A 17,703-nucleotide genomic window follows, 5' to 3' on the forward strand; every position below is an offset into this window, starting at 1 on the left:
CTGCCCGATGACCGCCGCCGCTTACTCCCGCATCCTGCTCAAACTGTCGGGCGAAGCCCTGATGGGTGACGATGCCTATGGCATCAACGAGGACGTCGTTAGCCGCATCGTATCCGAGATCGCGGAAGTTTCCCGACTGGGTGTGCAGGTGGGGGTGGTGATCGGCGGTGGCAACATTTTTCGCGGCATGAAAGGCGCTGCGTCGGGCATGGACCGAGCGACTGCCGACTACATGGGCATGCTCGCCACGGTGATGAACGCGATGGCGCTGGCCGATGCCATGCGTCGCGTGGATCTCGAGGCCCGCGTGCAGTCGGCGCTGCGTATCGACCAGGTGGTCGAGCCCTACATCCGCGGACGCGCGATACGCCATCTCGAAGAAGGCCGTATCGTCATCTTCGCGGCGGGCACCGGCAACCCCTTCTTCACTACCGACACGGCCGCCGCCCTCCGCGGTGCTGAAATCGGTGCTCAGATCGTGCTCAAGGCGACCAAGGTGGACGGCGTCTACACGGCTGATCCCAAGAAGGACCCAGCCGCCCAACGCTATCATCGGATCAGTTTTGACGAGGCGATCGGTCGCAATCTCGCGGTGCTCGACTCCACCGCCTTTGCGCTGTGTCGTGACCAGAAGCTGCCGATCAACGTCTTTTCGATCTTCAAGCCGGGCGCGCTCAGGCGTGTGGTGATGGGCGAGGACGAAGGCACCCTGGTCCATTCGTGATTCTCTAGAGGACAACCATGATTCCTGAACTCAAGAAGACGACCGAGCAGAAAATGAACAAGTCGGTCGAGGCATTGAAACTCGACCTTGCCAAAGTGCGGACCGGTCGTGCCCACACGGGTCTTCTGGATCACGTGATGGTTGAATATTACGGCAGCATGGTGCCCATCAACCAGGTTGCCAACGTGACGCTGATCGATGCACGCACCATTGGTGTCCAGGCATGGGAGAAGCCGATGCTGGCCAAGGTCGAGAAGGCAATCCGGGACTCCGATCTCGGTTTGAATCCGGCCAATATGGGCGAGATGATCCGCGTGCCGATGCCGGCCCTGACCGAAGAGCGGCGGCGGGATCTCACCAAGGTGGTTCGCAACGAAGGCGAAAGTGCGAAAATTGCCGTACGCAATCTGCGCCGTGATGCCAACCAGCAACTCAAGGATGCGGTCAAGGACAAGGTAATTTCGGAGGACGACGAACGTCGTGCCGAAGACGACATCCAGAAGCTGACCGATCGTCATGTTGCCGAAATCGACAAGCTGCTCGCACAGAAAGAGCAGGAGCTGATGCAGATCTGAGCTGTCGCAACCGAATGGCCACCGAACGGGGTCATGCGTGGAGGCCATTGATGGCGGATTCAGGTTTTATCAGTTCGACCCGTGCCGTACCTGCCAAGGGCGACGTTCCGCGGCATATCGCCATCATCATGGATGGGAACGGCCGATGGGCGAAGAAGCGCTTCATGCCGCGGGTCGCCGGTCACAAAAGGGGTGTGGACTCGGTCCGTGAAACGATCAAATCGTGCATTGACAGGGGTGTCGAATACCTGACGCTGTTTGCATTCAGCTCGGAGAACTGGCGTCGCCCCGCGGACGAGGTCTCCTTTCTCATGCAGCTCTTCATCCGCTCGCTGGAGCGCGAAGTGAAGCGTCTGCACGAAAACGGCATCCGTTTTCGCGTCATTGGTGACGTATCCCGATTCGAATCCAAACTCGTCGCGGTCATTCGTGACGCGGAAGCGCTGACAGCCGGCAATACACGTTTCAATCTGACGATTGCGGCGAATTATGGCGGCCGTTGGGATATTCTGCAGGCCGCCTCGCGTGCGTTGGCGAAGCAATCCGACAGTGGGGAGGCGCTCTCGGAGGCCGCACTCGAAGCCGAGCTGTCGATGAGTTTTGCTCCTGAGCCCGATCTTTTCATCCGGACCGGCGGGGAGCAGCGGATCAGTAATTTCCTGCTCTGGCAGCTTGCCTACACCGAACTTCATTTCACCGACACACTGTGGCCCGACTTCGATGCCTCGGCGCTGGATGCGGCGATCGCATCCTATCGCGGCCGTGAACGTCGCTTCGGACGCACGAGCGATCAGCTCAAGGACGCCGAAGCACAGGGGCCACATGCTTAGAGCGCGGATTATCACCGCGCTGGTGCTCCTGTTCGGCCTGCTGGCCGCCCTCTTCTTGTTGCCCGATGTTTTGTGGCTGTGCGTGAGCACAGCTGTCTGTGCCGCAGCGGCCTGGGAGTGGGGCGGTCTGGGGCGGTTTTCGTCCGCGCAGCGCCTTGTGTTCGCCGCGTGCTCGGCGCTCGTTTGCGCCTTGGCGGGTGTTGCAGCCGGACTCGCGGGGGGGGAAGGCGTCGCCCTTGCTCAACCCCTCGTCCTCGTGCCCCTCTACGCGGCGAGTGCAGTCTTCTGGCTCACATGCATTCCCCTGTGGTTGCGCAACAAGTGGTGTCTCTCGAGCACCGCAGTGGCGATGGGGACCGGTCTCGTGGTGCTGGTGCCGCCGGCGCTCGCGCTGGCGCACTTGCGGCTGATCAGTCCATGGTTTCTGCTCGGGATCATGGCGATGGTCTGGGTGGCTGATATCGCCGCCTATTTCAGCGGTCGGGCGTTCGGGCGGCGTAAGCTCGCCCCCGCAATCAGCCCCGGCAAGACGTGGGAGGGCGCATTCGGCGCCACCGTTGGCGTGATCGTGTTCGGCTATGCCGTGCTTGCGTTGAGTGGCGGGTCGGGTCTTGCCTGGCCCTATTACCTGTTTGCGCTGCCCTTGCTGCTCGGGTTTACAGCAGTGAGTATCATCGGCGATCTGTTCGAGTCCCTGCTCAAGCGCCAGGCAGGCCTCAAGGACAGCGGCACCATCCTCCCGGGACATGGCGGCATCCTCGATCGCATCGACAGCTTGACCTCAACCCTGCCCATGGCGGGCTTGCTGGCCCTTTGGCTTGCGAGCTGAACTTCCCGAATACATGTCACCTCTGCAGCAAGTCACCATTCTTGGCGCCACGGGATCGATCGGGGCGAGCACGCTGGACGTCATCGCGCGCCATCCCGATCGCTACCAGGTATTTGCACTGACGGCCTTTACACAGGTCGACAAGATGGTCGAGCAGTGCCGCCGTTTCGCACCCCGCTACGCCGTCATGGTCGACGAGACCGCTGCGCTGGCCGTGCGCAACCGCCTTCGTGCTGCCGGCTGCACGACCGAGGTCTGCAGCGGTACCGAGGCGCTCGCCGAAGTCGCCGAGGCACCTGAGGTCGATACGGTGATGGCTGCCATCGTCGGCGCCGCAGGGCTCGAGCCCACGCTTGCTGCGGCCCGAGCGGGCAAGAAGGTCCTGTTAGCGAACAAGGAGGCCTTGGTGCTGTCCGGACGCTTGTTCATGGATGCCGTTGCAGCGTCAGGCGCATGTCTGCTACCAATCGACAGCGAGCATAACGCGGTGTTTCAGTCGCTTCCGTCCGACTATCAACGTCAGCCGACGGTCAGTGGGGTGCGCCGAATTCTGCTTACCGCGTCGGGCGGCCCCTTCCGCGATACGCCGGTCGAGGCGCTCGAGCAGGTCACGCCCGAGCAGGCCTGTGCTCACCCCAACTGGGTCATGGGACGGAAGATCTCGGTTGATTCGGCAACGATGATGAACAAGGGCCTCGAGGTCATCGAGGCGCACTGGCTGTTCAATGCGCCTGCGGAGCAGATCGAGGTCGTCATCCATCCGCAGAGCGTGATCCATTCCATGGTCGACTACATCGATGGGTCGGTCATCGCCCAGCTGGGCAATCCCGACATGCGCACCCCGATTGCGCATGCGCTGGCGTGGCCGCAGCGCATAGAGTCTGGCGTCGCGGCGCTCGACCTCGTGGGGATTTCGAAACTCACCTTCGAGCGACCGGACTTCGACCGCTTTCCGTGCCTGTCACTAGCCTATCAGGCTCTGCGCGCCGGCGGTGCCGCGCCTGCGGTGCTGAGCGCAGCCAACGAGGAGGCAGTGGCTGCGTTTCTTGATCTGAAACTGGGTTATCGGCGCATTGGCGACGTTATTGCGGCCACACTTGAACGCGTCGGGCAGATGCCGGTCGATTCGCTTGAGGCAGTGCTCGCTGCCGACGGCGCCGCGCGCGCGGTTGCGCGGGAGATGATCAACAGGCACGCTTGCACCCGATGACTTTTCTAGAATATCTGCTTCCATTCGCACTGGCCCTGGGCCTGCTGATCCTGGTGCACGAACTCGGCCACTATCTTGTCGCGCGCTGGTGCGGTGTCAAGGTGTTGCGCTTCTCGATCGGCTTCGGTAAGCCCCTCCTGGTAAGGCGCGCAGGAGCGGACTCGACCGAATGGGCGCTCGCAGCGTTTCCGCTCGGCGGTTACGTCAAGATGCTCGACGAACGCGAAGGCACGGTGGCGCCGGAGGAACTGCACCGTGCATTCAACCGCAAGAGCGTATGGCGTCGGTTCGCCATCGTCGCGGCGGGTCCGCTGGCGAATTTTCTGCTGGCAGTCGTGCTGTACTGGGGCGTTTTTGTCGTCGGCACGGAGGAGCTTCGACCCCGCATCAGCGTGGTGACAGGCACGGCCGAGGCCACTCCGGCGCAGATGGCGGGATTTGCCGAAGGCGATCTGGTCATCACCGTCAATGATCAGGACATCAAGAGCTGGCAGGACTTACGCTGGGCCCTGCTGCAACAGGCGCTCGACAGTGGCAGGGTCGTGACGCGGGTACGGACCATCGACGATGTCGATACCATGCGCACGCTGGATGTAAGCAAACTCAGGATTGACGAAGGGGGCACCGACCTCATTGCGCGCATGGGTCTTAAGCCGTGGCGGCCGGTGATTCCAGCGGTCGTGGGCAAGCTCGTCGATGGCGGCGCTGCCGCTCGGGCTGGCCTCATGCCCGGCGATGAAATCATTGCAATTGACGGCAACCCCGTCGCGTCCTGGTCGGAAATGGTAGCGACAGTGAGGCAATCGGCAGGCCGCGAACAGCGCTTCTCGGTCAGGCGCGGCAGCCAGATCATGAGTGTCCCATTGGCACCGGAAGTGGTGACCGAGCACGGCGAAACCATCGGTCGTATCGGCGTTGCAGTGGCCGAGCCCTTCAGTGACGGGATGTCGATGTTCACCGAGGTGCGTTACGGCGTGGTCGACGCGATCCACAGATCGGTCCGCCAGACCTGGGAAACCAGCGTGCTCAGCCTGCAGATGATCGGGCGCATGCTAACCGGTGACGTATCGTGGAAAAACCTGTCGGGGCCGGTCACGATTGCCGACTATGCCGGCCAGTCGGCCAAGATGGGGCTGAGCCACTACGTCAAGTTCCTCGCGCTGATCAGCATCAGCCTTGGCGTGCTCAACCTGCTGCCCATACCGGTGCTGGATGGGGGGCATTTACTGTATTATGTTGTCGAAATCATCAAGGGTGGACCCATTCCAGAGCGTGTCATGGAGATTGGCCAACAGATCGGCCTGGCGCTTCTCATGATGCTCATGGCGTTTGCTTTCTACAACGACATCAATCGTCTCATCTCCGGCTGAATAACCGAATGAATCGCAAGCGTCTTTCAGGGCTGATCATGGCCCTTTTTGCTTCCTTTCCCGCGTTTGCCTTCGAACCTTTCGTGGTCAAGGATATCCGGGTGGAGGGCATCCAGCGCACCGAGGCTGGCACCGTCTTCAACTATCTTCCCGTACGTGTCGGTGACAGATTCGACGAGGATCAGGCTTCGCAGGCCATCAAGGCGCTGTTTGCGACCGGCTTCTTCAGCGATGTTCGTATCGAGACCGACAATGACGTGCTGCTCGTGCTGGTGGACGAGCGTCCGGCGATTGCCCAGATCGATCTGGTCGGGGTGAAGGAGTTCGACAAGGATCAGCTGAAGAAGGGCCTGCGCGAGGTCGGCCTGGCCGAATCGCGCATCTTTGACCGCGCGCTGCTGGATCGTGCGGAACAGGAACTCAAGCGACAGTACTTGAGCCGCGGCAAGTATGCTGCCGAAGTCACGACCACCGTGACGCCGCTCGAACGCAACCGGGTGTCGATCAACTTTGCGGTCGAGGAGGGCGATGTCGCCAAGATCGCGCAGATCAATGTCGTCGGCGCCAAGGCCTTCAAGACAGATGACTTGATCGACCTGTTCCAGATGACCACGCCCGGATGGCTGACGTGGTACACCAAGAATGACCAGTACTCGCGGCAGAAGCTTGCGGCCGACCTTGAGAACCTGCGGTCCTTCTATCTGAATCAGGGCTATCTGGATTTCAACATCGACTCGACCCAGGTGTCGATCACCCCGGACAAGAAGGAAATCTACATCACGGTGAATATCACCGAAGGTGAGCAGTACAAGGTGTCCGGGCTGCGCTTCACCGGCGACCTCATTCTGCCGGAGTCGGAGTATCTTGCGCTCAGCACGGTACATCCGGGCGAGATCTTTTCGCGCGAAAAGCTGACCGAGACGACCAAGGCGGTTACCGATCGACTCGGAAACGAGGGCTATGCCTTTGCCAACGTCAATGCGGCGCCCGAGGTGGACAAGGCCAAGCGCGAAGTTTCGTTCACCGTATTCGTCGATCCAGGCCGCCGCGTGTACGTTCGCCGCATCAACGTGGGCGGCAACACCAAGACCCGCGACGAGGTCGTCCGCCGCGAGATGCGCCAGATGGAAGGTGCCTGGTATGACGCAGCCGCCATCAACCGCTCGCGCGAACGGGTCGACAAGCTCGGCTTTTTTGACGAGGTGACGGTTGAAACCCCTGCGGTGCCGGGCTCGACCGACCAGGTAGACGTCAATTTCGGTCTGAAAGAAAGGTCGACCGGCAACCTGATGCTGGGTGCGGGCTTTTCCAGTTCCGACAGCATCGTGCTGTCGGCATCGATTTCGCAGCAGAACCTGTTTGGCAGCGGTAATGCGATGACCTTGGGGATCAATACCAGCAAGTCGAGCCGTACCCTGGCGCTGTCGTTTACCAACCCGTACTACACTGTCGATGGCGTCAGCCTGGGCTGGGATCTCTATCACCGCACCTACGATCCGACCGAGTCCTATTCCGTGTCGCCATACAAGACGGTATCGACCGGTGCCGGACTGCGACTGGGCTACCCTATCGCGGAAGACGACAGTATCAGTTTCGGGCTGGCTGTCGATCGCACGAAAATCACAACCTTCGAACGAAGTACCGAACAGTACAAGGAGTTCTGTATCGACTTCGGCTGCAGCGACCCGAGCGGGGTGGGGCAGGTCGAAGTGTCCAGCCTGCTGCTGAGTGCGGGTTGGGCACGCGACGGTCGTGACAGCTTCATCTATCCTCGCAAGGGCGTCTACCAGCGGGTATACGGCGAGGCTTCCCTGCCGCCGGGCGATCTGCGCTATGCCAAGCTGAATTATCAGTACCAGCACTGGTTCCCGATCGGCAAGGACTATGCGCTGATGCTCAATGGCGATATCGGCTGGGCAACGGGATTCGGGGGCAAGCCCGTGCCGTTCTACAAGAACTTCTATGTGGGCGGCATCGGTTCTGTGCGCGGTTTCGATCAGAGCGCACTGGGACCCAAGGATTCCGACGGCGACGCCATCGGCGGTACGCGCAAGGCCGTGGCCAACGCGGAATTCTTCTTCCCGATGCCCGGCTCGGGCAAGGATCGCTCCTTCCGTATTTCGACCTTCCTCGATGCTGGCTATGTATGGGGCAAGGATGCGGTCACTGGCAAGGATGATCCGATTCGCTTCGGCGATTTGCGCTACAGCACCGGGCTTGCCTTCGCCTGGACGTCGCCGATCGGCCCGCTCAAGTTCAGCGTCGGCTTCCCGCTCAAGAAGGAGGCGGGAGATGACACCCAACGCTTCCAGTTCCAGCTTGGCAGCGTGTTCTGACCGGACACCCGGATTTTTTGTGGAGACACATGTGAAAGTCAGTACTCTTTCGGTGATCGCGGTCGCAGCGATGAGTTTCACTCAGTTGGCAGCCGCTGAAACCAAGATCGGTTTCGTCAATTCAGATCGCGTGATGCGTGAAGCGGGTCCGGCCGTGCGGGCTCAGCAGCGCCTCGAGAAGGAATTCGAGAAGCGCGATCAGGAAATGCAGCGCATGGCCAAGGACCTGCAGGCTCTGCAGGAGGACCTGGAGCGCAATGGTATGACCATGGCCGAAACCGATCGGCGCAACAAGGAGCGTGCGTTCAACGACCTGAACCGCGATTTCCAGCGCAAGCAACGTGAGTTCCGCGAGGACCTCAATCAGCGTCGCAACGAAGAGCTTGCGTCCGTGCTCGACAAGGCCAATCGTACAGTGAAGCAGATCGCCGAAGCCGAGAAGTTCGACATCATCCTGCAGGAAGCCGTCTACGCCAGCCCGCGCATCGATATCACGGACAAGGTGGTCAAGGCCCTGTCCGAGGCCAAGTAAGGGCAAGGTCCGCGATGATGCGCCTGGACGCGCTGGTCTCGAGCTTGGGCGGAGAACTCGTCGGTGACGGCAGCATCAACGTGGGGCGGGTTGCGACGCTCGATCAGGCAGGAGAGGGCGATCTCTCCTTCGTCGCCAATCCGAAGTATCTTGCACAGCTGAAATCCAGTCGTGCCGCTGCGGTGATCGTGGGGAGGAAGGCACGTGACGCAGTCACCGACCGGCCGCGAATCGTAGCTGACGATCCCTATCTCTACTTCGCCCGGGTCGCGCGGCTGTTCAATCCGCCCCCCGCAGTCGCGGGTGGGGTACATCTGCTCGCAGCCGTGTCGTGCACCGTTCCGGCTTCGGTCGCGATCGGGGCTGGCGCGGTGGTGGAAGAAGGGGTCGTACTTGGTGAGGGCGTCTCCATCGGCGCCGGCGCCTATATCGGGCGAGAGGTGTGCATCGGCGCAAACACCCGGATTGCACCGAGAACCACGATATATGACGGATGTCTGATCGGTACCGACTGCATCATCCATGCCGGCGCGGTGATCGGCTCCGACGGCTTCGGATTTGCGCGCGAGCGCGAGGGCAGCTGGGTGAAGATTCCCCAGGTTGGTCGGGTGGTGATCGGGAACGATGTCGAGATCGGTGCCAATACCACCATCGATCGGGGCGCACTTGACGACACCGTGATCGGAAACGGGGTCAAGATCGACAACCAGATCCAGATCGGCCATAACGTGCGCATCGGCGATTACACGGCGATTGCCGGCTGTGTCGGGATCGCGGGCAGCACGCGCATCGGTGCGCGGTGCATGATCGGCGGGCAGGCAGGCATCATCGGCCACCTCACCATCGCTGACGACGTCGTTATTTCCGCCGGCACGCTCGTCACCAAGTCCATTCGTCAGCCCGGCGTATATACCGCCAACCTGCCCGTGCAGGGGCATGGTGACTGGGTCAAAAACTTTGCGCATCTGCGCCATCTCGACGCGCTCGTGGATAGAATACGCGCCCTCGAACAACGCCTGGACAATCAGGCCAAAAGCTGAACGCCATGGACATCAACGAAATTCTTCAGTACCTGCCGCATCGCTATCCCTTCCTGCTGGTTGACCGGGTGCTCGAACTCGAGGAAAACAAACGCATTCTGGCGCTGAAGAACGTGACCATGAACGAACCGTTCTTTCCCGGTCATTTCCCGCATCACCCGGTGATGCCGGGGGTGCTCATCGTCGAGGCGATGGCGCAGGCGGCCGCACTGCTGTCGTTCAAGAGCATGGGCGTGAAACCGGACGAGAATTCCGTCGTGTACTTCGCCGGTATCGACAATGTCCGCTTCAAGCGTCCCGTGGTCCCGGGTGATCAGCTGATATTCGATGTCGAGATTACGCAGAGCAAACGCAACATATACAAATACAAGGGCGTGGCTAGGGTTGGCGACCAGGTGGCTACCGAAGCCGAACTGATGTGCGCGCTCAAGACGCTGTCATGATTCACCCGACTGCCATCATTCACCCAGGCGCGCAGCTTGGGAGCAATGTGACGATTGGTGCATATTCGCTCGTTGGCGAGCATGTCGTCATCGGAGATGGAAGCCGTATCGGACCGCACGTGGTGATCGAGGGCCGCACCACGATCGGTCGCGACAACGAGATCTTCCAGTTCTGTTCGATCGGTGCGCAGCCGCAGGACAAGAAATACGACGAGGAGCCGACCCGGCTCGAGATTGGTGATCGCAACACCATCCGCGAATTCTGCTCGTTCAACGTCGGCACCAGCCAGGATGCCCATGTGACCCGCATCGGCAATGACAACTGGATCATGGCGTATGTGCACGTGGCGCACGACTGCCAGGTCGGCAACAATACGATTTTCGCCAACAATGCGACCCTGGCGGGTCATGTGCACGTTGGCGACTGGGCCATTCTTGGCGGTTTTACCGGCGTGCATCAGTTCGTGAGGGTCGGCGCACACAGCTTCTGTGGCGTCGGCACCGTGCTGCTGCAGGACTTGCCGCCGTGCGTCACCGTATCGGGCAACCCCGCCGCGCCGCACGGCATCAATAGCGAGGGCCTGCGCCGCCGCGGTTTTTCGGCCGAAGGCATCGCGGCAATCAAACGTGCATACCGGCTGCTGTATCGATCCGGCCTGCGGCTCGAAGAGGCCAGGGAGCAGATTGCCGCGCTCGCTGCCGAGCATGCCGAGGTCCAGCCTTTCGCCGATTTCATCAGCGAGTCCGGTCGCGGTCTGGTGCGCTGAAACCATGCCACCGAGAATTGCCATGGTGGCCGGAGAAGCCTCCGGCGATCTGCTTGCCAGTCATCTCATCCGAGCCATTCGCCGCCATCTTCCACAGGCCGAGTTCTACGGTATTGGCGGCCCCAAGATGCAGGCCGAAGGTTTCAAGGCCCTGTGGTCGTCCGAGCGACTGGCCGTGCATGGCTATGTCGACGCGCTCAAGCGCTACCGTGAATTGTCGGCCATCCGTAAGAAGTTGCTGGCGGAGATCCGGCGCGAGCGGCCTGCAGCCTTCATCGGCGTTGATGCCCCCGACTTCAATTTGTGGCTCGAAGGCCGGGTCAAGCACGCTGGCATTGCTGCGATCCATTTCGTGAGCCCGTCGATCTGGGCCTGGCGCGGCGGGCGGATCAAGATGATTGCACGCTCGGTCAGTCGCATGCTGTGCCTGTTTCCATTCGAGACGCCGATCTACGACAAGGCGGGCGTTCCCGCCACCTTCGTGGGTCATCCACTGGCCGACGTGTTTCCCCTCCATCCCGACCGTGCGGCCGCACGCGAGCGACTGAACGTGCCGGACACTGGCCCCGTCATCGCGCTGTTGCCGGGCAGCAGGCAGTCGGAGGTGCGCAATCTTGCCGATACCTTCATCGGCGCAGCCAGTCTGCTGGCGCAGCGTCATCCCGACGCGGTGTTCCTGGTGCCACTGGCGACGCGTGAGACGCGGGATCTGTTCGAAGAGGCCTTGCGCAGGAACGACGCGACGGAACATCCGATCCGGATGCTGTTCGGGCACGCGGTCGATGCGATGACTGCAGCCGACGTGGTGCTGGTGGCGAGCGGGACCGCGTCGCTTGAGGCCGCCTTGCTCAAACGCCCGATGGTCATCAGCTACCGCATGGGGAAATGGCAGTATCGATTGATGAAACGCATGGCCTACCTGCCATGGGTTGGTTTGCCCAATATCCTGTGCGGAGAATCGCTGGTCGACGAACTGCTTCAGGATGAGGCGACCCCGATCAAGCTGGCCGATGCACTCGAGCGCTGGCTGCTCGACCCCGCTGCGTGCGCGGCCCTGGCCGAGCGCTTCACTGCGCTCCACCTGACATTGCGGCAGAACACCGCGGACAAGGCGGCAGACGCGATCCTGCCCTACTTGCAAGCCAGGGCGGGCTGAGTCGTGTCCGAAACGGCTCGCATGCATCTGGTCTGCGGCGTCGATGAAGCCGGGCGCGGTCCCTTGTGCGGCGCCGTCGTCGCTGCAGCGGTGATCCTCGATCCGGCACGGCCGATCGACGGACTCGCGGACTCCAAGAAGCTCACCGAACGCGCTCGCGACCGTCTTGCCCCCTTGATCCGTGAACGTGCGCTGGCATGGGCGGTGGCCGAGGCGTCGGTGGAGGAGATTGATCGCCTCAACATCCTGCATGCGAGCATGTTGGCCATGAAGAGAGCCGTGGAGGCATTGCCGTTGATGGCACACGAAGCGCTCATCGATGGCAATCGCTGCCCTCAGCTTGCGATTCCAGCGCGCGCCATCGTCCAGGGCGACAGCCTCGAACCCGCCATTTCAGCCGCGTCGATCCTGGCCAAGACCGTCCGCGATGCGCAGATGTGCGCGCTCGACCGGGAATTTCCCCAGTATGGTCTTGCCGCGCACAAGGGCTATCCGACGGCGGCACATCTGGCGGCGATCCGCCGCTTTGGCGTGCAGACGTTCTACCGCCGCAGCTTCGGCCCGGTACGGAAAATTCTCGACAACCCGCCCTTGTGGGTGGACGGAGACGACACGTGACTGCTCACCATCTGATGCTCTTCCTCCACCTCTGCGGGGTCATCGTCTGGGTCGGGGGGATGGTTTTCGCGTGGGGCTGCCTTCGACCGGCGGCCCTGCAGCTGGCGCCAGACAAGCGGCTTTCACTGTGGGCCGGGGTGTTGCAGACCTTCTTTCGCATGGTCTGGGTATCGATTGCGCTGATCATGCTGTCCGGGATCGCGATGCTGGTCGAGGTCGGCTTCGCCCGCGCTCCGATCGCGTGGCACATGATGCTGCTGACCGGAATGGTCATGATCGGCGTCTTCATCTCGATCTGGTTCGGTCCCTGGCGCGCGCTGCAGGAGGCGGTCGGCGCTGAAAACTGGGCCCGCGCCGCGGTAGCAATGAATACGATCCGGCAGCGGGTGGGGTTCAATCTTGGCCTTGGGCTGCTGACGACCGCGCTGGCCACCCTCGGCCTGGGTCTCTGACGTGGCACTCGGCCTGGAGCTGCTCAGTTCGCGCGATAACCCGCGGGTCAAGCACCTCCGCGCGCTCGGCAGCAGCGCACGGGACCGGCGCAAGTTCGGCGAAACCATCCTCGATGGCGCCCATCTGATTGAGGCCGCGTGCCAGGCCGGCATGCCGCTGAAGGCGGTTTTCGTCTCTCCGTCGGGCATGGAGAATCAGGAAATCGCCGATCTGGTGGCGGCGCTGCCTGCGACGGTACCGGTGACTGCACTCGTTGACGTGCTATTCGCCCATGTCAGTCCGGTCGATACGCCATCAGGCATCCTGGCGCTGATCGATCTGCCGGGCGGCACGACACGCCTCCCCGATGCCAGTGTCTCGCTGATCGTCCTCGACGCCGTGCAGGACCCGGGAAATCTGGGCACCATCCTGCGGACGGCCGCCGCAGCAGGTATCGGCACTGCCTGGCTGACGCCCGGCTGTGCCCAGGCCTGGTCGCCGCGGGTGCTGCGTGCTGGCATGGGAGCGCATTTCCGCATCGACATCGCAGAGCAGGTCGATGCGCTGCAGGCACTTGCCGGCTTTTCCGGAAAGGTACTGGCCACCGGGCTGAGCGAAACCGCGTGCTCCCTGTATGCGCTGGATCTGAACGGTCCGATCGCATGGCTGTTCGGCGCCGAGGGTCTGGGCGTCTCGCCAGCCCTGTTCGAGCGCGCTGACCAGATCGTGACGATTCCGATGGCGGCGGGAATTGAATCCCTTAATGTCGGCGCCGCTGCCGCAGTGTGTCTGTTCGAACAGTATCGCCAACGCAAGAGCCCTTAGCCACGCGTAGATTGCCCCCGGTGTGGCGCCAGCTGTTCGACCTCAGTCGTGAGTTAGATCACGGACGCTGACAATGACGGCGTTGTAATGTGCGCTGGGAAAAAAGAGAAGTGCATCACAGCACTCCGGCACCATATCCACCCAGCATCGAGGAGACAGAACCGATGTCCATCTTCGCCAAGACCCCGAAGGGGCACGAAGAGATTGAAACCCGCAGCGGCGGACTGCATCCGCGCATGCGCCGTCTGCTGATCCTGATCGACGGCGTGCGCGCGACCGAAGCGCTTGCGTCAATGCTCAACGACGGCCGTTTCGAAGAGACCCTCGCCGGCCTCGAGGCCGAGGGATACATCGAGCGAGCAGTCGGCTCGCCGCCAGTGACCAGCGCCGAAAGCGTCTCGATGCCGGCAGTCACGCCCGCTCCCGGCGGCGAAGGGCAACTCGAACTCGCACGCAACTTCATGATGAATACGCTCAAGGCGTTCAACGGCCCCTACAACAAGCTCAGCCTGATGCAGCGCATCCATGGCTGCAGCAATCGCGAAGAACTGCAGGCCCTGTTTGCCGACTGGCTGAGTTCGATCAACGAGACTCATGCCGGCCGCAAGCGCGCCGAGGAACTCACCGAGCGCCTGCAGGCCGTGATGTAGCGCTCAGCGCGGCAGGCTCACGAGGTGCGCCACGGCAGACGCATCAGCGTTTTCGACGTACGGCAGCACGGCGAGCGGGGCCCCGAGGCGTGAGCTGAGGGCATCGAGATTCTGTTGCAGGCGCAACATGGCCGGATCGATGCAATTGGCGATCCATCCGGCGAACGCCAGCCCGCGATGACGGATGGCGTCCGCGGTGAGAAGGGCATGGTTGATGCAACCCAGCCGCATGCCGACGACGAGGATGACCGGCAGCGCCAGCTCGCAGGCCAGATCGGCACTGTCGTAGTCGGGACCGAGTGGCACCCGGAATCCGCCCACGCCCTCGACGAATAAGCAGTCCGCGCTGCGGGACAATTGCTCGAAACGGTCCACGATGCGCCGGGGATCGATACTGATGCCTTCCTCGCTTGCAGCGATATGTGGCGCAATCGGGGTGAGCAGGCAGTAGGGGTTGATCAGGTCGAGGCCCGGATCGAAACTGCCCGCGCGGCGCAGGATGGCCGCGTCCTCGTTGATGCGGACGCCCTCAACCACCTCGGCGCCTGCGGCCACCGGCTTCATGCCCAGTGCGCGCAAGCCCTGACTGCGCGCGGCGTGAATCAATGCTGCAGTGGCGAAGGTCTTGCCGACCCCGGTGTCGGTTCCGGCAATGAAGTAGGCATGGCAATGCGTCATGCGGGTTTTCTCACGGCAATCAGGATCAGATCATAGGTTGCGGGCAATTGCCCGTCAGCCCGGCGCAGGGGCTCGTAGGCGGCCTGCAGCGTCAGCCAGGCCTGTCGGCCGAGCGGCTTGCGCCGACGCCCGGCACCGACGGTGTGTGCGCCGATGGCCTTGATGTCGCGCAACAGGCCGCGCAAGTCGGGGCCCAGGGCTGCGATCTCATGTGCTTCGGCAGCCACGACCGCCAGCCCTGCAGCAGATGCCTGCTGTTGCCATGTGCTCGCGGAGCTGAAGCGGATGACGTGCTCCGCATCGTCGATGCTGGCAAACGCGGCGCGAAGTTCATGCAGCGTGCGGGGGCCAAGCGTGGCAATCCAGGCCATGCCCCCGGGCGTCAGTACGCGTGCGAGCTCCGCCAGCACTGAAGGCGGGGTGCACCATTGCACTGCCAGGCTGGACCAGATCGCGTCGACGCTCCTGTCGGCCAGTGGCAGATGCTCGATGTCGCCGCATAGCGGAACCGCAATCACGTTCGCGCTGCAGGCGATGCGAAGCATGGCCGGCGAGAAGTCGAGCGCCACCTGCTGGGCTGCCGGAAAGCGCTCGATCAAACGCGGCAGGGCGTGCCCGGTGCCGCAGCCGGCATCGATCACCCGGCACACTTCGCGCGTGATCGGATGGGCGCTCATGAAAGCGTCCAGATGCGTGCAGGCTTCGCGCTGGACCGCTGCGGCGGCGTCATAGCTCGTTGCTGCGCGGTCGAACGCCGAGCGAACGGCGCGCTTGTGGCGGCGCGCCTCACGCATTGGCGAGCCGTCTGACGAGGGTAGCGCAGGCGCCGGGGCTGGACAGAAACGGCGCATGACCGCACGCCTCGATCACGTCCAGGCGCGCATTCGACAGGGCGCCGGTCATCGCGCGCGCGGCATCGACCGGCATCAGCGTGTCGCCGTCGCCATGAATCAGCTGCACCGGCTGGGTGATCGCGCCCAGCGCGGCGCGCAGATCGACATCGGCGAGAACCGTCAGACCGTCGGCCAGGGCGGGATTCCATACGGCGCCGTCCTCGCGACTGTCTTCGAGCACGGACAGCACCCGCCGACGTGCGCTGTCGCCCACCGCCTGCAGCGCGAGAAAACGCCGCAAGGTGGGTTCGGGCGCAGTGGCGTAACCGGACACGAAGGCTGAGACCGTTTCCGCCGGTAGCGCGCACGGCCAGTCCGCGGCTGCCACGAACCTGGGGGTGGCACCGATGAGCACCAGACTCGCGACCCGCTGCGGATGGCGGGCGGCCAGCTCCAGCGCCAGCATCGCGCCGAGAGACCATCCGACGACGATGGCACGTGGCGGCATGCGTGCGAGCAGTGCGTCGGACCACGCGCGGACGGTCGGGCTTGCAGCGGTTGATGCGCCGTCGTGACCGGGCAGTGCGAGGGTGATGATCTCGCGATCCGTGCCCAATTCGCGGACCAGCGGCGCCCACACCGTGGGGCGCATCGCCCAACCGTGCAACAGTACCAGTGGCGCGGGGCTCATGTTCCACGCTCCAGACGGTTCAGCGTCGCGGCCAGGAGATCGACATCGTCTTCGGTATGGGCAGCGGTCAGCGAAACGCGCAACCTGGCGCTGCCGCTCGGTACCGTGGGCGGGCGGATTGCGGGCACCCACAGACCTTCGTTCCAGAGTGCGGCCGCGAGCTTGAGGACGGCCTCGTTGTCGCCGACGAGCACCGGCTGTATCGGCGTGCGCGAGGGCATCAGGCGCCAGCGTTCGAGTTCGAGCTGGCTTGAGAATCTCGCAATGAGGCCGTCGAGGTGGCGGCGGCGGGCATCACCGTGCTCGATCAGGTCGATGCTCGCGAGCAGGGCCTGCGCCAGCGCGGGCGGGGTGCCGGTGGTAAATACGTAGGTTCGCATCTTCTGCATCAGCCATTCGATGACGTCAGCCTCGCCACCGACAAATGCACCCGACACGCCGGCCGCCTTGCCCAGGGTGCCGACCCTGAGCAGGCGCCACGAATCGAGCCCGGCCTCGGCGACAGCGCCCCGACCCTGAGGACCGAGGACGCCGAAGCCGTGTGCATCGTCCACCATCAGCCAGGCATCGTGATCTTCGGCCAGGGCGAGCAAGTCGGCCAGGGGGGCGACGTCGCCGTCCATGCTGAACACGCTGTCGGTCGCGATGAGCTTGCGCTTCGCACCGGAGCCGGACAGCATGCGCGCCAACGCGTCCACGTCGAGATGCGGATAGCGGTTCATCTCTGCGCGCGACAACAGCATGCCGTCGACCAGGGAGGCATGATTGAGACGGTCGGCGAACACCGCATCGCCGCGGCCGACCAATGCAGGAATGATGCCGCTGTTGGCCATGTAGCCGGCGGACAGATAGAGCGCGCGCTCGCATCCAACAAACTGAGCAAGTCGCCCCTCGAGTGCCTCCTGCACCGCATAGTGCCCACTGACCAGATGAGAGGCGCCCGAACCGCTACCCCAGCGACGCGCGCCATCGGCCAGCGCGTCGGCCAGCACCGGTGACGCGGCCAGCCCGAGATAATCGTTGCTGCAGAAAGCCAGCATGTCGCGGCCATCGATCCGGGCATGGGGCGCGCAGGGCAGGGCATTATTGCGCCGATGGCGGAGCAGGTGGCCGTGTTCGAGCGCCGCCAGGTCCCGGCGCAGGATGTCGAGCTGATTCATGGCG

20 protein-coding genes are annotated in these 17,703 nt (G+C 63.1%); 16 read left to right on the forward strand and 4 right to left on the reverse strand.

From position 1 onward, the window contains the following. Positions 1 to 7 precede the first annotated feature (7 nt). The 16 genes from pyrH to J5J83_RS03825 all read left to right on the forward strand — a co-directional run bounded on the left by pyrH (position 8) and on the right by J5J83_RS03825 (position 14,337). Positions 8 to 724: a UMP kinase gene (gene pyrH / locus J5J83_RS03750; RefSeq protein ID WP_212345601.1), complete on the forward strand. Its 717-nt coding sequence runs from the start codon at positions 8 to 10 to the stop codon at positions 722 to 724. Between the two features lie 17 nt (positions 725 to 741). Then, a complete protein-coding gene (gene frr, locus J5J83_RS03755) occupies positions 742 to 1,299 on the forward strand; it encodes a ribosome recycling factor (RefSeq protein WP_212345602.1) in 558 nt (185 codons plus the stop codon). 50 nt (positions 1,300 to 1,349) lie between these two features. Then, positions 1,350 to 2,129 carry a polyprenyl diphosphate synthase gene (uppS, locus tag J5J83_RS03760; protein WP_212345605.1) on the forward strand — a complete coding sequence of 260 codons (780 nt, stop codon included), beginning with the start codon at positions 1,350 to 1,352 and terminating at the stop codon, positions 2,127 to 2,129. After that, complete coding sequence (locus J5J83_RS03765) at positions 2,122 to 2,958, forward strand: phosphatidate cytidylyltransferase (RefSeq protein ID WP_212345608.1); 837 nt, start codon at positions 2,122 to 2,124, stop codon at positions 2,956 to 2,958. Before uppS ends, J5J83_RS03765 begins: the two co-directional genes overlap by 8 nt. 13 nt (positions 2,959 to 2,971) lie before the next feature. Further along, the gene (gene ispC, locus J5J83_RS03770) at positions 2,972 to 4,168 is read left to right on the forward strand and encodes a 1-deoxy-D-xylulose-5-phosphate reductoisomerase (protein WP_212345610.1); all 1,197 of its coding nucleotides are present in this window, start codon (positions 2,972 to 2,974) and stop codon (positions 4,166 to 4,168) included. Further along, positions 4,165 to 5,538: an RIP metalloprotease RseP gene (gene rseP / locus J5J83_RS03775; RefSeq protein ID WP_212345613.1), complete on the forward strand. Its 1,374-nt coding sequence runs from the start codon at positions 4,165 to 4,167 to the stop codon at positions 5,536 to 5,538. The genes ispC and rseP overlap by 4 nt, the downstream gene beginning before the upstream one ends. A gap of 8 nt (positions 5,539 to 5,546) precedes the next feature. Beyond that, on the forward strand, positions 5,547 to 7,874 hold the full coding sequence (gene bamA, locus J5J83_RS03780; protein WP_212345616.1) for an outer membrane protein assembly factor BamA: 2,328 nt from the start codon (positions 5,547 to 5,549) through the stop codon (positions 7,872 to 7,874). A 31-nt stretch (positions 7,875 to 7,905) separates the two neighbouring features. Continuing rightward, positions 7,906 to 8,406: an OmpH family outer membrane protein gene (locus tag J5J83_RS03785; protein WP_212345619.1), complete on the forward strand. Its 501-nt coding sequence runs from the start codon at positions 7,906 to 7,908 to the stop codon at positions 8,404 to 8,406. Between the two features lie 14 nt (positions 8,407 to 8,420). Beyond that, positions 8,421 to 9,446 carry a UDP-3-O-(3-hydroxymyristoyl)glucosamine N-acyltransferase gene (lpxD, locus tag J5J83_RS03790; RefSeq protein ID WP_212345622.1) on the forward strand — a complete coding sequence of 342 codons (1,026 nt, stop codon included), beginning with the start codon at positions 8,421 to 8,423 and terminating at the stop codon, positions 9,444 to 9,446. 5 nt (positions 9,447 to 9,451) lie between these two features. Further along, positions 9,452 to 9,889: a 3-hydroxyacyl-ACP dehydratase FabZ gene (gene fabZ / locus J5J83_RS03795; RefSeq protein WP_108948308.1), complete on the forward strand. Its 438-nt coding sequence runs from the start codon at positions 9,452 to 9,454 to the stop codon at positions 9,887 to 9,889. Next, on the forward strand, positions 9,886 to 10,656 hold the full coding sequence (lpxA, locus tag J5J83_RS03800; RefSeq protein ID WP_212345624.1) for an acyl-ACP--UDP-N-acetylglucosamine O-acyltransferase: 771 nt from the start codon (positions 9,886 to 9,888) through the stop codon (positions 10,654 to 10,656). Before fabZ ends, lpxA begins: the two co-directional genes overlap by 4 nt. Positions 10,657 to 10,660: 4 nt before the next feature. After that, positions 10,661 to 11,812, forward strand: coding sequence for a lipid-A-disaccharide synthase (lpxB, locus tag J5J83_RS03805; RefSeq protein WP_212345628.1), 1,152 nt, complete (start codon positions 10,661 to 10,663; stop codon positions 11,810 to 11,812). Between the two features lie 21 nt (positions 11,813 to 11,833). After that, complete coding sequence (rnhB, locus tag J5J83_RS03810) at positions 11,834 to 12,430, forward strand: ribonuclease HII (RefSeq protein WP_212345631.1); 597 nt, start codon at positions 11,834 to 11,836, stop codon at positions 12,428 to 12,430. Then, complete coding sequence (locus J5J83_RS03815; RefSeq protein WP_212345634.1) at positions 12,427 to 12,882, forward strand: CopD family protein; 456 nt, start codon at positions 12,427 to 12,429, stop codon at positions 12,880 to 12,882. The genes rnhB and J5J83_RS03815 overlap by 4 nt, the downstream gene beginning before the upstream one ends. Before the next feature lies 1 nt (position 12,883). Beyond that, positions 12,884 to 13,687, forward strand: coding sequence for an RNA methyltransferase (locus J5J83_RS03820; protein ID WP_349251859.1), 804 nt, complete (start codon positions 12,884 to 12,886; stop codon positions 13,685 to 13,687). Positions 13,688 to 13,851: 164 nt separating this feature from the next. Continuing rightward, on the forward strand, positions 13,852 to 14,337 hold the full coding sequence (locus tag J5J83_RS03825; RefSeq protein ID WP_212345637.1) for a hypothetical protein: 486 nt from the start codon (positions 13,852 to 13,854) through the stop codon (positions 14,335 to 14,337). 3 nt (positions 14,338 to 14,340) lie between these two features. Here J5J83_RS03825 and bioD read toward each other — a convergent pair whose 3' ends face one another. From bioD to bioF, 4 genes are read right to left on the reverse strand one after another with little or no spacing between them, the layout of a single operon-like run. After that, positions 14,341 to 15,015 (reverse strand): dethiobiotin synthase, encoded by a 675-nt coding sequence (gene bioD, locus J5J83_RS03830; RefSeq protein WP_212345640.1) that lies wholly within the window; start codon positions 15,013 to 15,015, stop codon positions 14,341 to 14,343. Then, complete coding sequence (gene bioC / locus J5J83_RS03835) at positions 15,012 to 15,809, reverse strand: malonyl-ACP O-methyltransferase BioC (RefSeq protein ID WP_212345642.1); 798 nt, start codon at positions 15,807 to 15,809, stop codon at positions 15,012 to 15,014. Before bioC ends, bioD begins: the two co-directional genes overlap by 4 nt. After that, positions 15,802 to 16,539: an alpha/beta fold hydrolase gene (locus J5J83_RS03840; protein ID WP_212345644.1), complete on the reverse strand. Its 738-nt coding sequence runs from the start codon at positions 16,537 to 16,539 to the stop codon at positions 15,802 to 15,804. Before J5J83_RS03840 ends, bioC begins: the two co-directional genes overlap by 8 nt. After that, the gene (gene bioF / locus J5J83_RS03845; RefSeq protein ID WP_212345646.1) at positions 16,536 to 17,699 is read right to left on the reverse strand and encodes an 8-amino-7-oxononanoate synthase; all 1,164 of its coding nucleotides are present in this window, start codon (positions 17,697 to 17,699) and stop codon (positions 16,536 to 16,538) included. The genes J5J83_RS03840 and bioF overlap by 4 nt, the downstream gene beginning before the upstream one ends. Between the last annotated feature and the right edge of the window lie 4 nt (positions 17,700 to 17,703).

Origin of the sequence: Azoarcus sp. L1K30 (genome assembly GCF_018122735.1) — a bacterium.
Classification (GTDB): Bacteria; Pseudomonadota; Gammaproteobacteria; order Burkholderiales; family Rhodocyclaceae; genus Parazoarcus.

Excerpts from the sequence above, each read along its gene's own strand:
- ispC (WP_212345610.1), top strand. The coding sequence starts at position 2,972 with ATGTCACCTCTGCAGCAAGTCACCATTCTTGGCGCCACGGGATCGATC.
- fabZ (WP_108948308.1), top strand. The coding sequence starts at position 9,452 with ATGGACATCAACGAAATTCTTCAGTACCTGCCGCATCGCTATCCCTTC.
- lpxD (WP_212345622.1), top strand. The coding sequence starts at position 8,421 with ATGATGCGCCTGGACGCGCTGGTCTCGAGCTTGGGCGGAGAACTCGTC.
- lpxA (WP_212345624.1), top strand. The coding sequence starts at position 9,886 with ATGATTCACCCGACTGCCATCATTCACCCAGGCGCGCAGCTTGGGAGC.
- bamA (WP_212345616.1), top strand. The coding sequence starts at position 5,547 with ATGAATCGCAAGCGTCTTTCAGGGCTGATCATGGCCCTTTTTGCTTCC.
- lpxB (WP_212345628.1), top strand. The coding sequence starts at position 10,661 with ATGCCACCGAGAATTGCCATGGTGGCCGGAGAAGCCTCCGGCGATCTG.
- J5J83_RS03825 (WP_212345637.1), top strand. The coding sequence starts at position 13,852 with ATGTCCATCTTCGCCAAGACCCCGAAGGGGCACGAAGAGATTGAAACC.
- J5J83_RS03765 (WP_212345608.1), top strand. The coding sequence starts at position 2,122 with ATGCTTAGAGCGCGGATTATCACCGCGCTGGTGCTCCTGTTCGGCCTG.
- uppS (WP_212345605.1), top strand. The coding sequence starts at position 1,350 with ATGGCGGATTCAGGTTTTATCAGTTCGACCCGTGCCGTACCTGCCAAG.
- frr (WP_212345602.1), top strand. The coding sequence starts at position 742 with ATGATTCCTGAACTCAAGAAGACGACCGAGCAGAAAATGAACAAGTCG.
- rnhB (WP_212345631.1), top strand. The coding sequence starts at position 11,834 with ATGCATCTGGTCTGCGGCGTCGATGAAGCCGGGCGCGGTCCCTTGTGC.
- bioC (WP_212345642.1), bottom strand. The coding sequence starts at position 15,809 with ATGCGTGAGGCGCGCCGCCACAAGCGCGCCGTTCGCTCGGCGTTCGAC.
- bioD (WP_212345640.1), bottom strand. The coding sequence starts at position 15,015 with ATGACGCATTGCCATGCCTACTTCATTGCCGGAACCGACACCGGGGTC.
- pyrH (WP_212345601.1), top strand. The coding sequence starts at position 8 with ATGACCGCCGCCGCTTACTCCCGCATCCTGCTCAAACTGTCGGGCGAA.
- rseP (WP_212345613.1), top strand. The coding sequence starts at position 4,165 with ATGACTTTTCTAGAATATCTGCTTCCATTCGCACTGGCCCTGGGCCTG.
- bioF (WP_212345646.1), bottom strand. The coding sequence starts at position 17,699 with ATGAATCAGCTCGACATCCTGCGCCGGGACCTGGCGGCGCTCGAACAC.
- J5J83_RS03840 (WP_212345644.1), bottom strand. The coding sequence starts at position 16,539 with ATGAGCCCCGCGCCACTGGTACTGTTGCACGGTTGGGCGATGCGCCCC.